The 15,057-nt window shown below is 66.5% G+C and carries 20 protein-coding genes; 1 reads left to right on the top strand and 19 read right to left on the bottom strand.

Going from position 1 to position 15,057, the window contains the following annotated elements; translation table 11 throughout:
• Window positions 1–23: 23 nt before the first annotated feature.
• The 16 genes from CH294_RS15125 to CH294_RS15060 form a co-directional block, all read right to left on the bottom strand.
• Window positions 24–818, bottom strand: a complete 795-nt coding sequence (locus tag CH294_RS15125) for a cyclase family protein (protein ID WP_037153751.1) — start codon at window positions 816–818, stop codon at window positions 24–26.
• Complete coding sequence (locus CH294_RS15120) at window positions 818–1,999, bottom strand: PQQ-dependent sugar dehydrogenase (protein WP_094738357.1); 1,182 nt, start codon at window positions 1,997–1,999, stop codon at window positions 818–820. Before CH294_RS15120 ends, CH294_RS15125 begins: the two co-directional genes overlap by 1 nt.
• Window positions 2,000–2,084: 85 nt before the next feature.
• Complete coding sequence (locus CH294_RS15115; protein ID WP_094738356.1) at window positions 2,085–2,288, bottom strand: heavy-metal-associated domain-containing protein; 204 nt, start codon at window positions 2,286–2,288, stop codon at window positions 2,085–2,087.
• A gap of 20 nt (window positions 2,289–2,308) precedes the next feature.
• Entirely contained in the window at window positions 2,309–2,590 is a 282-nt protein-coding gene (locus tag CH294_RS15110; RefSeq protein ID WP_032380388.1) for a metal-sensitive transcriptional regulator, read from the bottom strand.
• 15 nt (window positions 2,591–2,605) lie between these two features.
• The gene (locus CH294_RS15105; protein WP_249305286.1) at window positions 2,606–2,857 is read right to left on the bottom strand and encodes a hypothetical protein; all 252 of its coding nucleotides are present in this window, start codon (window positions 2,855–2,857) and stop codon (window positions 2,606–2,608) included.
• Window positions 2,854–3,330 carry a hypothetical protein gene (locus CH294_RS15100; protein WP_094738355.1) on the bottom strand — a complete coding sequence of 159 codons (477 nt, stop codon included), beginning with the start codon at window positions 3,328–3,330 and terminating at the stop codon, window positions 2,854–2,856. Before CH294_RS15100 ends, CH294_RS15105 begins: the two co-directional genes overlap by 4 nt.
• A gap of 1 nt (window position 3,331) precedes the next feature.
• Window positions 3,332–3,760, bottom strand: coding sequence for a hypothetical protein (locus CH294_RS15095; protein ID WP_052058677.1), 429 nt, complete (start codon window positions 3,758–3,760; stop codon window positions 3,332–3,334).
• A gap of 70 nt (window positions 3,761–3,830) precedes the next feature.
• Window positions 3,831–3,992, bottom strand: a complete 162-nt coding sequence (locus tag CH294_RS27505; protein ID WP_165430230.1) for a hypothetical protein — start codon at window positions 3,990–3,992, stop codon at window positions 3,831–3,833.
• A gap of 97 nt (window positions 3,993–4,089) precedes the next feature.
• The gene (locus tag CH294_RS15090) at window positions 4,090–4,713 is read right to left on the bottom strand and encodes a hypothetical protein (protein WP_052058678.1); all 624 of its coding nucleotides are present in this window, start codon (window positions 4,711–4,713) and stop codon (window positions 4,090–4,092) included.
• Complete coding sequence (gene hemB, locus CH294_RS15085) at window positions 4,710–5,684, bottom strand: porphobilinogen synthase (RefSeq protein WP_094738353.1); 975 nt, start codon at window positions 5,682–5,684, stop codon at window positions 4,710–4,712. The genes CH294_RS15090 and hemB overlap by 4 nt, the downstream gene beginning before the upstream one ends.
• 85 nt (window positions 5,685–5,769) lie before the next feature.
• Window positions 5,770–7,332 carry a bifunctional uroporphyrinogen-III C-methyltransferase/uroporphyrinogen-III synthase gene (locus CH294_RS15080; protein ID WP_032401867.1) on the bottom strand — a complete coding sequence of 521 codons (1,563 nt, stop codon included), beginning with the start codon at window positions 7,330–7,332 and terminating at the stop codon, window positions 5,770–5,772.
• Window positions 7,329–7,499 (bottom strand): hypothetical protein, encoded by a 171-nt coding sequence (locus CH294_RS27500; RefSeq protein WP_155289207.1) that lies wholly within the window; start codon window positions 7,497–7,499, stop codon window positions 7,329–7,331. Before CH294_RS27500 ends, CH294_RS15080 begins: the two co-directional genes overlap by 4 nt.
• Complete coding sequence (hemC, locus tag CH294_RS15075; protein ID WP_032380798.1) at window positions 7,492–8,460, bottom strand: hydroxymethylbilane synthase; 969 nt, start codon at window positions 8,458–8,460, stop codon at window positions 7,492–7,494. The genes CH294_RS27500 and hemC overlap by 8 nt, the downstream gene beginning before the upstream one ends.
• Before the next feature lie 5 nt (window positions 8,461–8,465).
• The gene (locus CH294_RS15070) at window positions 8,466–9,878 is read right to left on the bottom strand and encodes a glutamyl-tRNA reductase (RefSeq protein WP_032401866.1); all 1,413 of its coding nucleotides are present in this window, start codon (window positions 9,876–9,878) and stop codon (window positions 8,466–8,468) included.
• Window positions 9,875–10,705 carry a redox-sensing transcriptional repressor Rex gene (locus CH294_RS15065; protein WP_032401865.1) on the bottom strand — a complete coding sequence of 277 codons (831 nt, stop codon included), beginning with the start codon at window positions 10,703–10,705 and terminating at the stop codon, window positions 9,875–9,877. Before CH294_RS15065 ends, CH294_RS15070 begins: the two co-directional genes overlap by 4 nt.
• A 155-nt stretch (window positions 10,706–10,860) precedes the next feature.
• Window positions 10,861–11,142 carry a glutaredoxin family protein gene (locus CH294_RS15060; RefSeq protein WP_094738352.1) on the bottom strand — a complete coding sequence of 94 codons (282 nt, stop codon included), beginning with the start codon at window positions 11,140–11,142 and terminating at the stop codon, window positions 10,861–10,863.
• Window positions 11,143–11,407: 265 nt separating this feature from the next.
• Between CH294_RS15060 and CH294_RS15055 the strand changes: the two genes are divergently transcribed.
• Entirely contained in the window at window positions 11,408–12,343 is a 936-nt protein-coding gene (locus tag CH294_RS15055) for an HAD-IB family hydrolase (RefSeq protein WP_052058697.1), read from the top strand.
• A gap of 18 nt (window positions 12,344–12,361) precedes the next feature.
• Here the strand turns inward: CH294_RS15055 and CH294_RS15050 are convergent, their stop codons facing one another.
• The 3 genes from CH294_RS15050 to CH294_RS15040 are packed head-to-tail and all read right to left on the bottom strand — an operon-like array spanning window position 12,362 to window position 15,033.
• Window positions 12,362–12,850, bottom strand: a complete 489-nt coding sequence (locus tag CH294_RS15050) for a GNAT family N-acetyltransferase (RefSeq protein WP_037153764.1) — start codon at window positions 12,848–12,850, stop codon at window positions 12,362–12,364.
• Between the two features lie 22 nt (window positions 12,851–12,872).
• Window positions 12,873–13,910: a lysophospholipid acyltransferase family protein gene (locus CH294_RS15045; RefSeq protein ID WP_032401861.1), complete on the bottom strand. Its 1,038-nt coding sequence runs from the start codon at window positions 13,908–13,910 to the stop codon at window positions 12,873–12,875.
• A complete protein-coding gene (locus CH294_RS15040) occupies window positions 13,903–15,033 on the bottom strand; it encodes an NAD-dependent epimerase/dehydratase family protein (RefSeq protein WP_170944728.1) in 1,131 nt (376 codons plus the stop codon). Before CH294_RS15040 ends, CH294_RS15045 begins: the two co-directional genes overlap by 8 nt.
• Window positions 15,034–15,057: the final 24 nt, after the last annotated feature.

Raw genomic sequence — 15,057 nt, 5'->3', positions numbered from 1 at the left:
TCGGAGCCAGGAGACCGAACCGACTAGGGGACGATCGCGAAAACTCGGCAGGGGCCACCGGTCGCGCCGGCGTGCTTGGGTGCGCCGACGACGACCGTCGCCCCTGCCGGGGGCACCGCATCGAGATTCGCCAGCGCTTCGACTCCATACCGGCCCGCCCCGAGAACGGCTGTGTGCGCAGGGTATTCGCGGTCGTTCATCCGGTCGAGGCTCAGTGTGTCGACCCCGATTCCGACGATGTTGCGCTCGCGCACCAGCATCTGTGCCGCGCCTGCGCCGAAGCCGGGCGCAGCACGCTCGGCAAGTCGGGTCTGCCACCGACTGTGCATCGCGACCAATGCTCGATCGGGTATTCGGCCGTGCTCGCGCTCCCACCGGTCGATGTCCTCGGGTGTCACCACAGCTTCCGGATCGGCCTCGGCCCGCGCCGATATGTCCACGACGACGAGTGGGGCGATCAGATCGTCCAAGGGCAGCACGTCGGCCGTCGCCCCTCCGCGAACACGGTGCGCAGGGGCATCGATGTGCGTGCCGGTGTGCTCCCAGTACGAGAGCTTGTTCACCAGGAACCCACCGAGCTCGTAGGCCGCGACCGGGCGCATCGAGAACGGTTCGCTGCCCGGCCACACCGGAAACGTGGGGCTCAGGGTATGCGTCAGGTCGACCAGTCGGCCGGCCGGAACAGCCGCGGCGACAACGGGTTCGGCACGCACCGCCCCGCTTGCCGCGACCGTCAGTGCAGCCGCGCCCAACGATCCGAACAACGCCCTACGGCCTAGTTTGCGGTGAACCGTCTCGACGACCTCGGGGCCACACATCAGCCGGCAGCGGGAGTGACGAGCAGAACCTTGTCGTCGGACCCGTTGTCGGTGGTGAGCAGAAACGCTCCGTCGTTGCCGAAGCTGGTGAGCGAACGCAGGCGTCCGTAGGTGCCGACCAACGCATCCGCCTCGTCGACGTATTCGGTGCCGTCCTCGGACAACTTGAGGAACACGAGTTTCTCGCCCTGCTGACTCGACACCACCGCGGCACCGTTCCAGGAGCCCCATCCTGCACCGTTCGCGAAGGTGAGGCCGGGCGTCGCGATGGTGGGGCTACCCGAACTCCAGACCGCCGCGAGTGCACCGGGCACCCGGGTGGGATCGGTCATCGGTACCGATTCGTCGTAGATGACCGGGAGTCGGTCGGGGCGGTAGCCGTAGTTGCCGCCGGGCTCGAGCAGATTCAGTTCGTCGTCGCGAGTCGTACCCTGCTCCACCTCGTAGATCTGTCCGGTCCCGGGGCGGATGGCCAAGCCCTGCACGTTGCGATGGCCGAGCGTGAAGATGCGATCCGGTGAATCGGCCGCCGGGGAACCGTCGGCGTTGACGTGCAGAACCTTGCCGCCCAACGAGTTTCGATCTTGCGGCACCGTCGGCGTTGCGGTGTCGCCGGTACCGACGTACAGGGTGCCGTCGGGATGAGCGAGTATGCGGCAGCCGCCGTGACGCCCACCGTCGGCGACGGGAATGTCGTCGATCAGGGTGCCGGTGCGCGTCAGCGCGGTCCACGCCGTGTCCACCGTCCACGAGAGGACTGCAATGTGGTTGTCGCTGCCGCCGCCGCCCGCGCTGCCGGTTCCGGCGCTGCCCGTGCCTGCTCCGCTTTCACCCTGCACACCTTGGCACGTGTAGATCGTTCTGGATGTGCCGAAGTCCGTCGCCAAAGCGATGCCCATGAGTCCGGTTTCCCCCGATGCGTACAGATCGTCGAGGTCGGCATCGAGCTCGCGGGTGGCCCCGTCGACGTCGCGGATCACGAACCGCCCGGACCGTTCACCCGTCAGCACCGTTCCGTCGGGCGCGACCACGGCATCCCACGGTTTCGCGAGTCCGTCGAGCACCGTGGTGACCGTCAGATCAGGAAGCGGATCGGTTTGTGCCGTCGCGCCCGTCGAACATGCCAGCGTCAGGAAGACGCTGGCGGCGAGTACTCCGGAACTGGACACCAGCTTGTTCATCCACACTCCTGACGACGATCTGCGACCAGCCCGATATGACCGGTATCACATGATTTTAAACACAGTCAGGAGGTGAACCGCCAGCTCACGACGCGAGGCGGTACCCAGCCTCGGCGACGGCAGCATCAATCGTCCCAATATCGAGCGCCGAATCACTGCTCACCACAACGGAACCGGCGTCCACGTCCACATCGACACCGGTGACCCCCGCGATCTCGGAGACTTCTTCCTTCACCGACGCGGCACAGTGTGCGCACGTCATGCCCTCGACCGAATATGTCGTCTGCATCGTCGACTCCCCTTCTGTCGTCAGGAGCGCACGAGGCGCGCGATGGCCTCGGACGCTTCTTTCACTTTCGCGTCTGCTTCCGGCCCGCCCTGCCTCGCGGCCTCCACGACGCAGCCGGCGAGATGGGCATCGAGCAGCTTCAACGAGACCGACTGCAGCGCTTTGGTTACGGCAGAGACCTGGGTGAGAACGTCGATGCAGTATCGGTCGTCGGCGACCATGCGGGATATCCCGGCCACTTGACCCTCTATACGACGCAATCGCTTCAGCAGGTCGTCCTGCTCGGCGCTGTAGCTGCTCATAGGTTCACTATACCCCTACCGGGTAGGGGGTGACCCTTCCGTCCGGACTCGGCGCACACCATCGACGATCAGCAACCCCGCGACGATGACGGCGAGGGCGGCCAGCGCGATCCAGGACCCCGAGTAGAACGTCCCCTGATATGCCGGAGACACGTCGGGAACCGCGGGGAACTCGGTGGTCCGCACACCCATGTTCCAGCACGCCACGGCTCCGATCCCCGCCAGGAGCGCAACCACGATCTCCACCCAGCCGACGGACTTCCTCACAGGTACTCCCGTTTGGCCGTTTCGAGGGCCGCACGCAACCCGTCGTCGTCCTTGGCCCAGGCCTGAACCAGCCCGCCGCCCACCAGCCGTAGCCCGATTCCGTGGCGCTTCCGCGGCACACCCGAAAGCTCCCCGAGCACTCGCGCTGTCTCCCACCTCTTGGGCTCGTACTCGTCGTCGGCGTACTCTGCCGGAGGAAAGATGTCTTCGATATCGGCGACGTCCACCGTCTCCGTGCCCTGACGCAGCTCTCGGGTGGTGAGTTCGACGCTGACGTGCATCCGAGCGGCGCGCAGCTGAACGTAGGTGAGACCGACGAGGATCAGCGAGAACAGCACGAGTGCGAACCAGTGGATCACAGGACCGGACGCGAGCTCGACGGCGAGTACCACGAGGCAGAACGCAGGCCCCCAAGCCAACATGCGCCATCGACCACCGGGTTCGTGGAACAGCACGGTCTCGCCCGCCGACATCTCACTGCTCACGATGAAACCACTCCCGCGCCGACGGTCGGTAGACGAGAACGGCCGCGAGAACAAGGCCGATGGTGATCACCAGCGGAACGAACGGGAACACCAGTGCCGCGAAGATCAGCAGCAGAGCGGCAACTCCCGACAGCGCCACCAGAGCGCGTCGAAATCTGCGGTCACCGCCGCGGACGTGGCTCGACATCAGCCCGACGGCCAATCCGACCACTCCGGAGATCACGCCGAGGCCGCGGAAGACGGTGAGGAACGAATTACCCTGTGCTTCCGAGCTGAACGAGGCACGAATCTGATCGGCGGGGAGCGTCAGGGCGATCATGCAGACGACGATCAGCAACACAGCCGAGGCCAACCACAGCCAGTAGGCGGCCGAGACCACCCGGGGACGGACGATCGATGCGTCGGTGTCTGCGCTCACGCCAGACATCCTGCCACCGCGGGGTGGGAAAGGGTTCCGGCGGCAGAAATTCCGTACGGGCCCAGCGCGCTCAGCCTGCAGAGATTCCCAGCGCCATGATTGCGATCGCGGCCGAGACGGCGAGAAGCAACCCGAGCAGCGCCCAACCGGGACGGCCGCTCTCCTGGGGACAGGGCTCACGGTCGGCTGCCGGCTGGGTCACGCTCGCTACTGCAGGGGTGTTCTCTGCCATGTCGGATCCGATCACTCGAAAAGATATCGAGAGTGATGCTAGTCACACAGTAGAGTTCACAGCCGAGAACACGCCCGAAACTTCCGAGTTCCGACAACTACCGCCGTCTGGACGCGACGAAGTATTCGTTGGATTCACGACGATGCATCAGGTAGATCGCCCCGGCGGCAAGTACACCCTGGCCGATACCGATCACGCCCATCACGATGTTCATCGCCCCCGCCGTCGATGCCATGGCGAACAGATCGAGGATGGTGGTGAACACGATGAACGATCCGATGACGGTCAGCAGCATCCGGGCCCACATCTTGCCCGCGCGCATCCGCTTGACCCAGAACAGGAACAGCGCCCCGAAACCGATCACGACGAATATGGTGACGACCAGCATCACCGTCACCATCGACTGCGTGGACTCGACGGTCATGTCCGCTGCCGCGTCCTGCGCCGCGAGTTCGTCGAGCAGAGACTGCGCAAATTCCTCACGCGCCCCGAACAACGTCCATACCGAGTACAGCGCCGAGAGAGCGCCGATCAGCGCCACTCCCCACCACAGATGGCGAGCCGTCTCCACGTCGACCGGTGCCGGTCGTGGAGTCGGCTCCAGCTCCGGAGCCGATTGCGGGAACCCGTGCTCCAGCTCCCAGCGCTGCCAATCCGGTTGCGACGGTGGATTGTTGGGCGTGTTGCTGTCGGGGTTGTTTCCCGGTGGAAAATCGTTCACAGCCAGCCCGCCACTTCGGTTGCCCAGTAGGTCAGTACGACATCGGCACCCGCACGCCGAATTCCGACGAGCGATTCCAGCACCGCCGCATCGCGATCGATCCACCCGTTCTGAGCGGCGGCGGTGATCATGGCATATTCCCCGGAGATCTGATACGCCGCAACCGGAACCGGCGACATCTCGGCCACATCGCGGAGTATGTCGAGGTACGACATGGCCGGCTTGACCATCACCATGTCGGCACCCTCGGCAAGATCGAGCTCCACCTCGTGGGTGGCCTCTCGGCGGTTCCGCGCGTCCTGCTGATACGTCCGACGATCGCCCTGCAGCGACGAGCCGACGGCTTCCCGGAAGGGGCCGTAGAAGGCCGAAGCGTACTTCGCGGAATATGCCAGCTGCCCCACCTCGACGTGACCGGCCGCGTCCAGTCCGGCGCGGATCGCACCGACCTGTCCGTCCATCATTCCGCTGGGTCCGAGCAAATGAGCACCCGCATCCGCCTGCGCGACGGCCATGTCGACGTAGCGCAGCAGGGTGGCGTCGTTGTCGATCGAGCCGTTCTCCCCCAGCACCCCGCAGTGGCCGTGCGACGTGAACTCGTCAAGACACGTGTCGGCCATGATGACCGTCGAATCTCCGAGGTCGGTCTTCAGTCGAGCCAGTCCACGGTTCAGGATTCCGTCCGGATCGATTGCCCCCGAGCCGGTTTCGTCCTTGTCTTCGGTTTTCGGCACACCGAACAGCATGACGCCACCGACGCCTGCCGTCACGGCATCCTCGGCCGCAGCGCTCAGCGAGTCCAGCGTGTGCTGGAACACCCCGGGCATCGAACTGATCTCCCGCGGCTCGGAGATGCCGTCGGCCACGAACATCGGCAGTATCAGATGCCGTGGCTCCAAGGACGTTTCGGCTACCAGCCGACGCAGCGCCGGGGTACGGCGCAGGCGTCGGGGACGATCGGTGGGGAACACAGCTGAACCTGCCTCACTTCGTTCCGGCTCGTGCGCGCCTGTGCGTACTCCTGGCGAGTACGCACAGGCGCGGACTTCAGGCGCGTCAGCGCCTACGTGACTTCTTGCGCGGCGGGGGCAGTGCACCCTCGGCGCGCAGGCGAGCTGCGTGCTCGGCGAGCGCCTCGACCAGCGGTCCGACCTGAGCCGACTCGGGCTGCACGTCCACGCGCAGACCGAACTCGACGGCCGTCTCCGCGGTCTTGGGGCCGATGCACGCAACGAGTGTGCGGGCGTGCGGCTTTCCGGCGATGCCGACCAGGTTCCGGACGGTGGAGCTCGACGTGAAGCACACTGCGTCGAATCCGCCGGTCTTGATCATCTCGCGGGTCTCGGCGGGGGGCGGCGCTGCCCGAACAGTGCGGTACGCGGTGACGTCGTCGATCTCCCAGCCGCGTTCGCGCAACCCTTCGGCGAGCGTTTCGGTCGCGATGTCGGCACGCGGCAACAGAACTCGGTTGACCGGGTCGAACACCTCGTCGTACGGCGGGAAGTCCTCGAGCAGTCCGAGCGAGCTCTGCTCCCCCGACGGCACGAGCTCGGGATTGATGCCGAACGAGCGCACCTTCGCCGCGGTTGCCTCACCGACGCACGCGATCTTGACGCCGGAGAACGCGCGGGCGTCCAGCCCGAACTCCTCGAACTTCTCCCACACTGCCCTGACGGCATTGGTGGAGGTGAAGACGACCCACTGGTAGCGGCCGTCGACCAGGCCCTTGACGGACCGTTCCATCTGGGCCGGGCTGCGCGGGGGCTCGACGGCGATGGTCGGAACTTCGATGGGGATGGCCCCGTGCGTGACGAGGCGGTCGCTCATTTCACCGGCCTGGTCCTTGGTACGCGGCACCAGCACGGTCCAGCCGTACAGTGCGCGAGACTCCCACCAGGACATCTTGTTTCGGCCGGAGACGACCTTGCCGACGGTGACGACGAGGGACCCGACGAGCTCGGATCCGGCGTCGTTCAGGGTGGCGAGGGTGGCCTCGACGGTGCGCTGCTGACGGGTGGTGCCACGAACGGTGATGGCCGCAGGCGTCTGCGGTGCCAATCCGTGTTCGACGAGGGCACTGGCGGTTTCGGCCAGGTGACCCGACGTCGCGTGCAGCACCAGCGGGCCGGGAGCAGCAGCGAGCGCTGCCCAGTCGACCTCACCGCGGACGTCGGCCTCGGTGTGGCCCGAGCCCAGTGCCATACCGGCGTAGCTGGGCACCGCGGATCCGGCGGGCAGGCCGGGGAGCACCTCGAAGGGCACATGCGTCCGAGCGACGGCGCTGACCTCGGCGATCACCGAATCGGTGGTGAGCGGATCTCCGGAGACCAGGCGAACGACGTCGTGGCCGTTCTTGGCCTCGGCGAGAAGCGTTTTGGCGACCTCGGCGGGCTCGCCGAGCGCCGGACGAACCTCGACACCGTTCTCGCCCGTCTCCGCGTCCCGAGGGACATCGGCACCGACGAGCGCGGTGACGCCCTTGTCGACGTCGGGATCGGTGAATGCGAGCTCGGCCGCTCCGAGCACTTCACGTGCCCGGACCGTGAGCAGAGCCGGGTCACCCGGCCCGGATCCCACGAACAGGATCCGTCCGTTGGTGTTCTTGCGGACTGGGCTCATCGGTTGTTCTCCAGTGCTGTCTTGTGTGGGTACTGCAGTTCTATCGGGGTTGCCGTGCCCCGTTTCGGAATCAGTCGAGCGGTGGCGATCGACTCTCTCCGTACGACCGGACGGGTCGCCGTGCGTTTGGCGCGTCCGCGGACGGGTGCCGTTATGGCCCTAGACATGAGATCCACCCTGTGCGTGAGAACCGGCCTGCGCTGGTTCGGTGACTGAAACGAGTTCGCGGGCACCGAGATCGAGCAGTTCGCGGGCCAATTCTCGGCCCAGCTCCTCGGCGCGGTCGGGTGATCCGACGATCGACGCGCGGATGGTGTCGCTGCCGTCGATCGCGGCCACGCAGCCACGCAACGACAGTTCGTCGAAGATGCGGCCGTCCTCGTCGATGGATTCGACGACCTCGGCGATCGCGCCGACCGGAGCGGTGCAGCCGGCTTCGAGTTCGGCCAGCAGTCCACGTTCGGCTGCCACCGCGGCACGCGCGTGTGCGTCGTCGAGGGTGGCGATGGCCGCCGCGAGATCGGTGTCGCCGGTGCGGCATTCGACAGCCAGGGCACCTTGGGCGGGTGCCGGCAGCAGCTGCACCGGATCGAGTGCTTCGGTGACGACGTCGAGTCGGCCGATGCGAGCCAGTCCGGCGCGGGCGACGATGACGGCGTCGAGCTCGCCCGAGGCCACCTTCCCGATCCTGGTGTCGAGATTGCCTCGCAGTGGCCGGACATCCAATCCCTGTCCGAGAGCGCGCAATTGAGCAATCCGGCGGGGTGCCGAGGTACCGACCTTCGCGTCCGCGGGCAGCTCGCCCAGTACCAGCCCGTCGCGGGCCACCAGGGCGTCTCGGGGATCCTCACGGGCCGGGATGGCCGCGATGACGAACCGGTCGTCGGCGGCTGTCGGCAGATCCTTGTAGGAGTGCACGGCGATGTCGACGGTGCCGTCGGCGAGTGCCTCGCGCAGCGCTGCGGTGAAGACACCGACGCCGATCGTCTGTACGGGTGCAGCAGACAGATCGCCCGCGGTCTTGACGATCACCAGTTCGGCCTCGACCCCTGCCGCGGCGAGAGCCACGCGCACGGTGTCGGCCTGAGTGGTCGCGAGAAGGCTTCCGCGAGTACCGATCTTGACGATGTCGTTCACTCCGATCGCTCCTGACCGGCGGTGCCGCCGGGGTGAGAGTCCGAGCGCAGATCGGTACGGCTGGCGGTGAAGTCGTCGACCAGCTCCAGCGCGCCGATCTCCATCGGCGTCGCCACCGCGTCGACCGAACCGGGGCTCAGCTCGAACAACTCCCGAAGCGCAGCGGCGTAGGAATCCCCACCCGGGGTGCTGGCGAGCTGCTTGACGCGCACCGTCGGCGAGTGCAGCAACTTGTCGACGACACGGCGCACGGTGCGGGCCACCTCGTCACGCTGCGGCGAATCGAGCCCGGGCAGCCGCGACTCGAGGCGCAACAACTCCCCCTCGACCACTTCGGCAGCGCGCTGACGCAGTGCGGTGACGGTGGGGGTGACCTCGGCAAGCCGTTGTCCCGCAAGGTAACCCGAGAGTTCACTGGAGACGATCTCGCGAGCCGCCGACGCGTCGTTCGCCGCAGCACCGGCTGCGGGATCGCGCTGAAGCGACTCCATGTCGAAGACGGTGATACCCGGCAGCTGCGCCACTGCGGCGTCGACGTCGCGGGGCAGTCCGAGGTCGCAGATCACCAGGGGGTGCTCGGCGTCGCGGCCGACGAGGGCGAGGTGAGCATCGGCGATGGAGACCACGGCCCCCACCGCACCGGTACAGGTGATGAGGATGTCGGCCTCGGCCACCGCGGCGGGCAGATTCTCGAGGGCGACCGAGGTTGCCGGGATTCCGTTCGAGACGGCGTTCTCGGCCAGGTGGTCGGCCCGCTCGCGGGTGCGGTTGACGACGGTGAGGCCGCCGATTCCGGCGCGGCCGAGGTGTGCGACGGCGAGGCCGCCCATGGCTCCGGCTCCGAGGACGACGGCCTTGCGACCGGCGAGGGAACCGCCGAACGTCTCGGCGGCGCGATCGAGGGCCACCGAGACCACCGAGGCTCCGGCGGCGTCGATGCCGGTTTCGCTGTGTACCCGCTTACCGACGCGCAGCGCCTGCTGAGCCAGTTCGTGCATCACCCGGCCGGAGGCCTGCTGGCCGTCCGAGGCGGCGTACGCCGACCGGATCTGGCCGAGGATCTGCTGCTCGCCGATGACCATCGAGTCCAGGCCGCTGGCCACTGCGAACAGATGCTCGACGGCGGCCTCGCTGTAGCGCACGTAGGCGTGCTTGGTCAGGTCCGCGATCTCGAGTCCGGAGTGTTCACCGAGTACCTCGCCGACGGCGGTCAGTGCGCCGTGGAAGGCGTCGACGACGGCATAGATCTCGACACGATTGCACGTGGACACCACCATGACCTCGGAAATGCTTCCGCTGGCCATCAGTTTGTCGGTCAGTTTCGGGCGATCGGTGTCCGTGATGGCGACACGCTCGAGGACTGCGACGGGAGCGCTACGGTGCGATATCCCGACGAGAAGGACACTCACGGTGCAATCACCGATCCGTTTCTTGTCGAACTGTTGACTGGGCTTGGATTACCGGCGATGCGCGGGCCGTGACTGCGGCCGAGACGTGCCGTGGACGTGAGTGGAGGCGGCGAGACCGGCTGTGGCCGAGGCGCAGTGACGACGGTCGGCGAGGTCACGCCTGCCGGTTCGGACACGTTGCGGGAGCTGTTGAAGGAGAGCACCTGCATCTCCACCGCCAGGTCCACGCGCCGCACTTCGACGTGTTCGGGAACGTCGAGCACCATCGGCGAGAAGCTCAGAATGCACTCGACGCCGCCTGCTACGAGCTTTTCGGCGACGACGTGCACGGCGTCGTCGGGGGTGGCGATGACGCCGATGGTCGCCTCGAGTTCACGGCAGGCCTTGTCGAGCTCGTCGACGTGCCGGACGGTCAGTCCGTCGACGTCGGTGCCCACACGCGCCGGGTCGCGGTCGAAGAGGCCGACCATCGTGAAGCCGCGCCGCGCGAATCCGCCGTACCCGGCCAGCGCCTGTCCCAGATTGCCGACTCCCGCCAGTACGACGCGGTGGCCGCGATCGAGTCCGAGTGCGCTCTCGATCTTGGCGCGAAGCCGTGCGACGTCGTAGCCGACACCGCGAACGCCGTTGGGGCCGAGAAAGGAGAGATCCTTGCGCAGTTTTGCCGATCCGACACCTGCTGCGGTGGCCAGTTCTTCACTGGAGACGATGAGAACGCCCTCGTCTGCGAGGATCGAGAGGACCCGCAGGTAGGTCGCCAGACGGGTGACCGTAGCCTGAGGGATGACCCGCTCTACGCCGCTGGGCGACGGGCGCTCTTCGGTCACGTCTGGGGCTCCTCGTCCGAACGGCGTCGATGCCGGTCTTCACGCTGATCCTGCGTTCGTGTCTATTTCACGAATGCTGTTCACACCACGGTAACTGCTTGTGAACGAATGAACAAAGTTGCGCACACCGGCCTTCACCTGCACACGGAGACGAATCACACGTTCTTAGGGTGCCCTGCCCGAGCCAGATCGGCCCGCAATCGGGGCACGTCCACCTCCCAGTAGCTGTGCTCGATGCCGTCGAGCAGCACCACCGGCACTCGGTCCCCGTACTCCGCACGCAGGTCAGGCGATTTCGTCGCCGCCTCGTCGACGTCGACGACCGTGACGGCCACGTCGAACTCGCGGCACACCTCGCTCAACACCTCGAGCGCGTGGGTGCACGACTGGCAGCCTGCACGGGTGAGAAGAGCCACGCCGGGGGGAGTCGTCTGCATCCGTCCACTGTGACACGTCCGCAATGGAGACGAACGTCACAGACAGCCACCCGCCGGCCCGCCCTCACGGCCGGCTTCGCTTGTCCCCCGTCGGTCCTGTCGGACCCACGACTAGGCTGCGTGGGTAGCCGAGTGGGCTGTTTGCGTAACCGACCGGGCTGCGCGGGTAGACCGAGTGGGCTGCATCGAGTACTCGAGTGGGAGGAGGACCGAAGTGAGTGACGGGGGAACCGACCTGCCGATCGAGGCCACGCCCGATATCGACATGGTCGACACCGAGGATCCGCGCGGGGACAAACAGTTCAAGCGGCGTATTCGTAGGATTCGCAACCCCTTCGGTCCGTCCGATGCAGAAGTCCGCGCCAACGTGGCCGGCCAGGCCAGTGCCGACGCCGCGCTCGCGTTGCAGATCGAGTCCGAGGGCGCGATTCCGCGGGATCTCACCGCTGCGGCCTTCTTCGACGTGGACAACACCATGGTCCAGGGCGCATCGATCATCCATTTCGCTCGTGGGCTGGCTGCTCGCAAATACTTCACCAGTGGCGACTTGGCTCAATTCGCTTGGCAGCAAGTGAAATTCAGGGTCAGCGGCAAGGAGAACAGCGAGGACGTGGCCAGCGGCCGAGAAAAGGCGCTCTCGTTCATCAAGGGCCGCCCCACCTCCGAACTGACCATGCTCGGCGAAGAGATCTACGACGAGGTCATTGCCGACAAGATCTGGGCCGGTACTCGTGCTCTCGCGCAGATGCACCTCGACGCCGGCCAGCAGGTGTGGCTGGTCACCGCCACTCCCCTGGAACTGGCTCAGATCATCGCCAAGCGGCTCGGGCTCACCGGGGCACTGGGAACCGTCGCCGAGAGCAAGGACGGGGTGTTCACCGGCCGCCTCGTCGGAGACATCCTGCACGGCATCGGCAAGGCGCACGCAGTGCGCTCACTGGCTGTGCGTGAAGGCCTCAACCTCAAGCGGTGCACCGCGTACTCGGACAGCCACAACGATGTCCCGATGCTCTCGCTCGTCGGGACCGCCGTGGCGATCAATCCCGATACGGACCTGCGTGAGCTGGCCAAGAACCGGGGCTGGGAAATTCGCGACTACCGCACCGGACGCAAGGCCGCCAAGATCGGCGTCCCGACAGCGTTGGCCTTGGGCGCAGTGGGCGGCGGACTCGCTGCCGTGGTCGGCCGTCGCAAGGGCTGACCCACCCGGGCAGGGCGCTCAGAGCGTCAGCTGCATCAGGGTCAGATCGAGCCATCGGCCGAACTTGACGCCCACCTCCGGCATCTGCCCGACGGTCGCGAAGCCGAATTTCTGGTGCAGCGCGATCGAGGTGGTGTTCTCGGACTCGATGAACCCCACCAGCACGTGCACGTCGCCTGCCCTGGCCCGCTCGATCAATTCGCTCAGCAGCGCACTGGCCAGGCCACGTCGATAGAAATCCCGGTGGATGTACACCGAGTGCTCCACCGAGTGCCGGTAACCGCTCTTGACCCGCCACTGCCCGTACGACGCGTATCCGGCCACCCGGCCGTCGACCTCGGCGGTGAGGACGGGGTATCCCGCAGCGAGGCGACCGTCGAACCAGGCCGTGCGATCGGCGAGGTCGACCTGTTCCTCGTCCCAGATGGCAGTCGTGTTGGCGACGGCATCGTTGTGGATGTCGAGAATCTCGGGCAGATCTTCGGTGGTGGTGTCGCGAATGTGCACTGGCACAGGATAACCCGTGCGTTCACCCCAGGAAGACGTTGCGTCTCTTGGCCAGCAGTCGGTACAGCGTGTGCTGAATGGTTTCGCGGACGTGGTCGGTCAACTCGAAGAGCACCATCGGATCCTCGAACGCGGTGGCGTCGTACGAGTCGGTAGGAATCGGCTTACCGAACTCGATGTACCACTTGGACGGCAGCGGGATCAGGCCGAGCGGGCCGAAGTGCGGGAAGAACGGCGTGACCGGAAAGTACGGCATGCCCATCAGTCGAGCCAGTGGCGCGATGTCGCCGATCTTCGGGTAGATCTCCTCCGAGCCGACAATGGAGCACGGGATGATCGGTGCACCCGTTCGCAGAGCCGCCGAGACGAACCCGCCACGGCCGAATCGCTGCAGTTTGTAGCGCTCGCTGAACGGCTTGCCGATGCCCTTGAAGCCCTCGGGGAACACCGCTGCGAGTTCGCCGGTGCGCAGCAGGCGCTCGGCATCGGGGTTGCACGCCAGCGTGTGCCCGGCCTTGCGGGCGATGGTGCCGACGCCGGGCATCTCGAAAGCCATGTCGGCGGCCAACATTCGTAGTGGACGGTGCGCCGGATGGTGGTCGCGCACCGCGACCGACGCCATCAGCGCATCGACCGGGATGACACCCGCGTGGTTGGCGACGACGAGGGCACCGCCGTCGGACGGAATGTTCTCGATGCCTTTGACTTCGACGCGGAACCACTTGTCGAACAGCGGCCGCAGCAACGGAAGCCAGATGGCGTCGGCGAAGTGCGGGTCGTAACCGAACTCGTCCACGCTGTAATCGCCGGCCAGACGCCTGCGCACGAACTCGGCAACCGAGGAGATCTGGTCCACGACGGCGGTCTTGGTGTCGTCGATCATCGAGAGCAACGGAGTCGGGATCGCTGCCGAGGGGGGCGCGACGGCGGGGGCAGGGTCGAGCAGCGGCGTCGGCTCACGCGGCTCGGTGTAGGCGGAGGGGTGCCGTTCGCGCGAACCCTGCGACGCGCGGACCGAGCGGCCACCGTGCAATGGAATCACTTTGGCCACTTCACTCACCCGTCCCTCCCGAACTTCGCACTGTTTCCGAGCTACGCAGTGATGCCAGTGCGCGCGCCGTGGATGCGCCGGTATCGACGGCCGAGAGCAGTCGATTCTCGATGCCGTCCACCCACTCGGTCCTGATGACCGGGCGCAGCGCGGCACCGCGGACGAAGTCGTCGAATGCCTGAACCGTAGTCCACCGCGGCTCGAAGCCCAGGACCGAACGCATGCGGGTGGTGTCGAGGCCGCAGCCGAAGTGGAAGTAGTCGAGTTGTTCGGTGGTGAATTCCCGCATCATGCCGCCCATAAGAGCGCGGCCGACACTCTTGAACAGTGGAAACGGAACCGGCACCTGGACGCGCCCGGCTCGGCGGATCGCCTGCGACAGCATGATCGTGCCGTCGGCCCCGATGTTGAACGTGCCCGCCGGACCACCGATGGTGGCGCGCTCGAGCGCGGCGAGGGCGTCTTCCTCGTGCAACAACTGCATACGGGCATCGCGGCCGATGATGCTCGGGATCAGCGGCGAGGTCATGTACCGCGAGATGGTGCCGTTCAATCGCGGACCGATCAGCGGTGCCATGCGGAGGATCGACACGGCGATGTCGGGTCGTCGACGGCCGAGTCCGCGAACGTATCCCTCGATGTCGATGGTGTCCCGCGCGTACGCACCGCTCGGTGGGCGTCGGGCGCTCATCTCCTCGGTGAACTTCACCGGGTCCTTCGCGCTGCAGCCGTACACCGAGGAGGACGAACGCAGCACCACCTTCTCCACCGTCGGAGATTTCTGGCACACCGCGAACAGCTGCATCGCGCCGATGACGTTGAGGTCTTTCATCGTGGCGCGGCCGCCGGATTTGGGAGGTTTGGCCACGGTGGCGGCATGCACGACGGTATCCACGCCGGCATTACGGATCACTTTGCCGATCAACGGGTTTCGGATGTCGGCACGGACGAACTCGGCGCGGCCCATGCGTCGGAGCAGATCCTTGCTCGGCGACAGCGCGTCGACGGCGATCACCCGTTCGATCTGCGGGTTCTGGGCCAGTCTGGTGACGAGGTATCCGCCGAGAAAACGACTCGCTCCGGTCACCAGGACCACTCGGGGCGCGGCAACACCACGATCGCTCGGACTCACTGCGCACCCCCAACATCGGCTCCG

The organism is Rhodococcus sp. 14-2483-1-1, assembly GCF_002259335.1.
Classification (GTDB): Bacteria; Actinomycetota; Actinomycetes; order Mycobacteriales; family Mycobacteriaceae; genus Rhodococcoides.
This window is presented reverse-complemented; position numbering and strand designations above follow the sequence as displayed.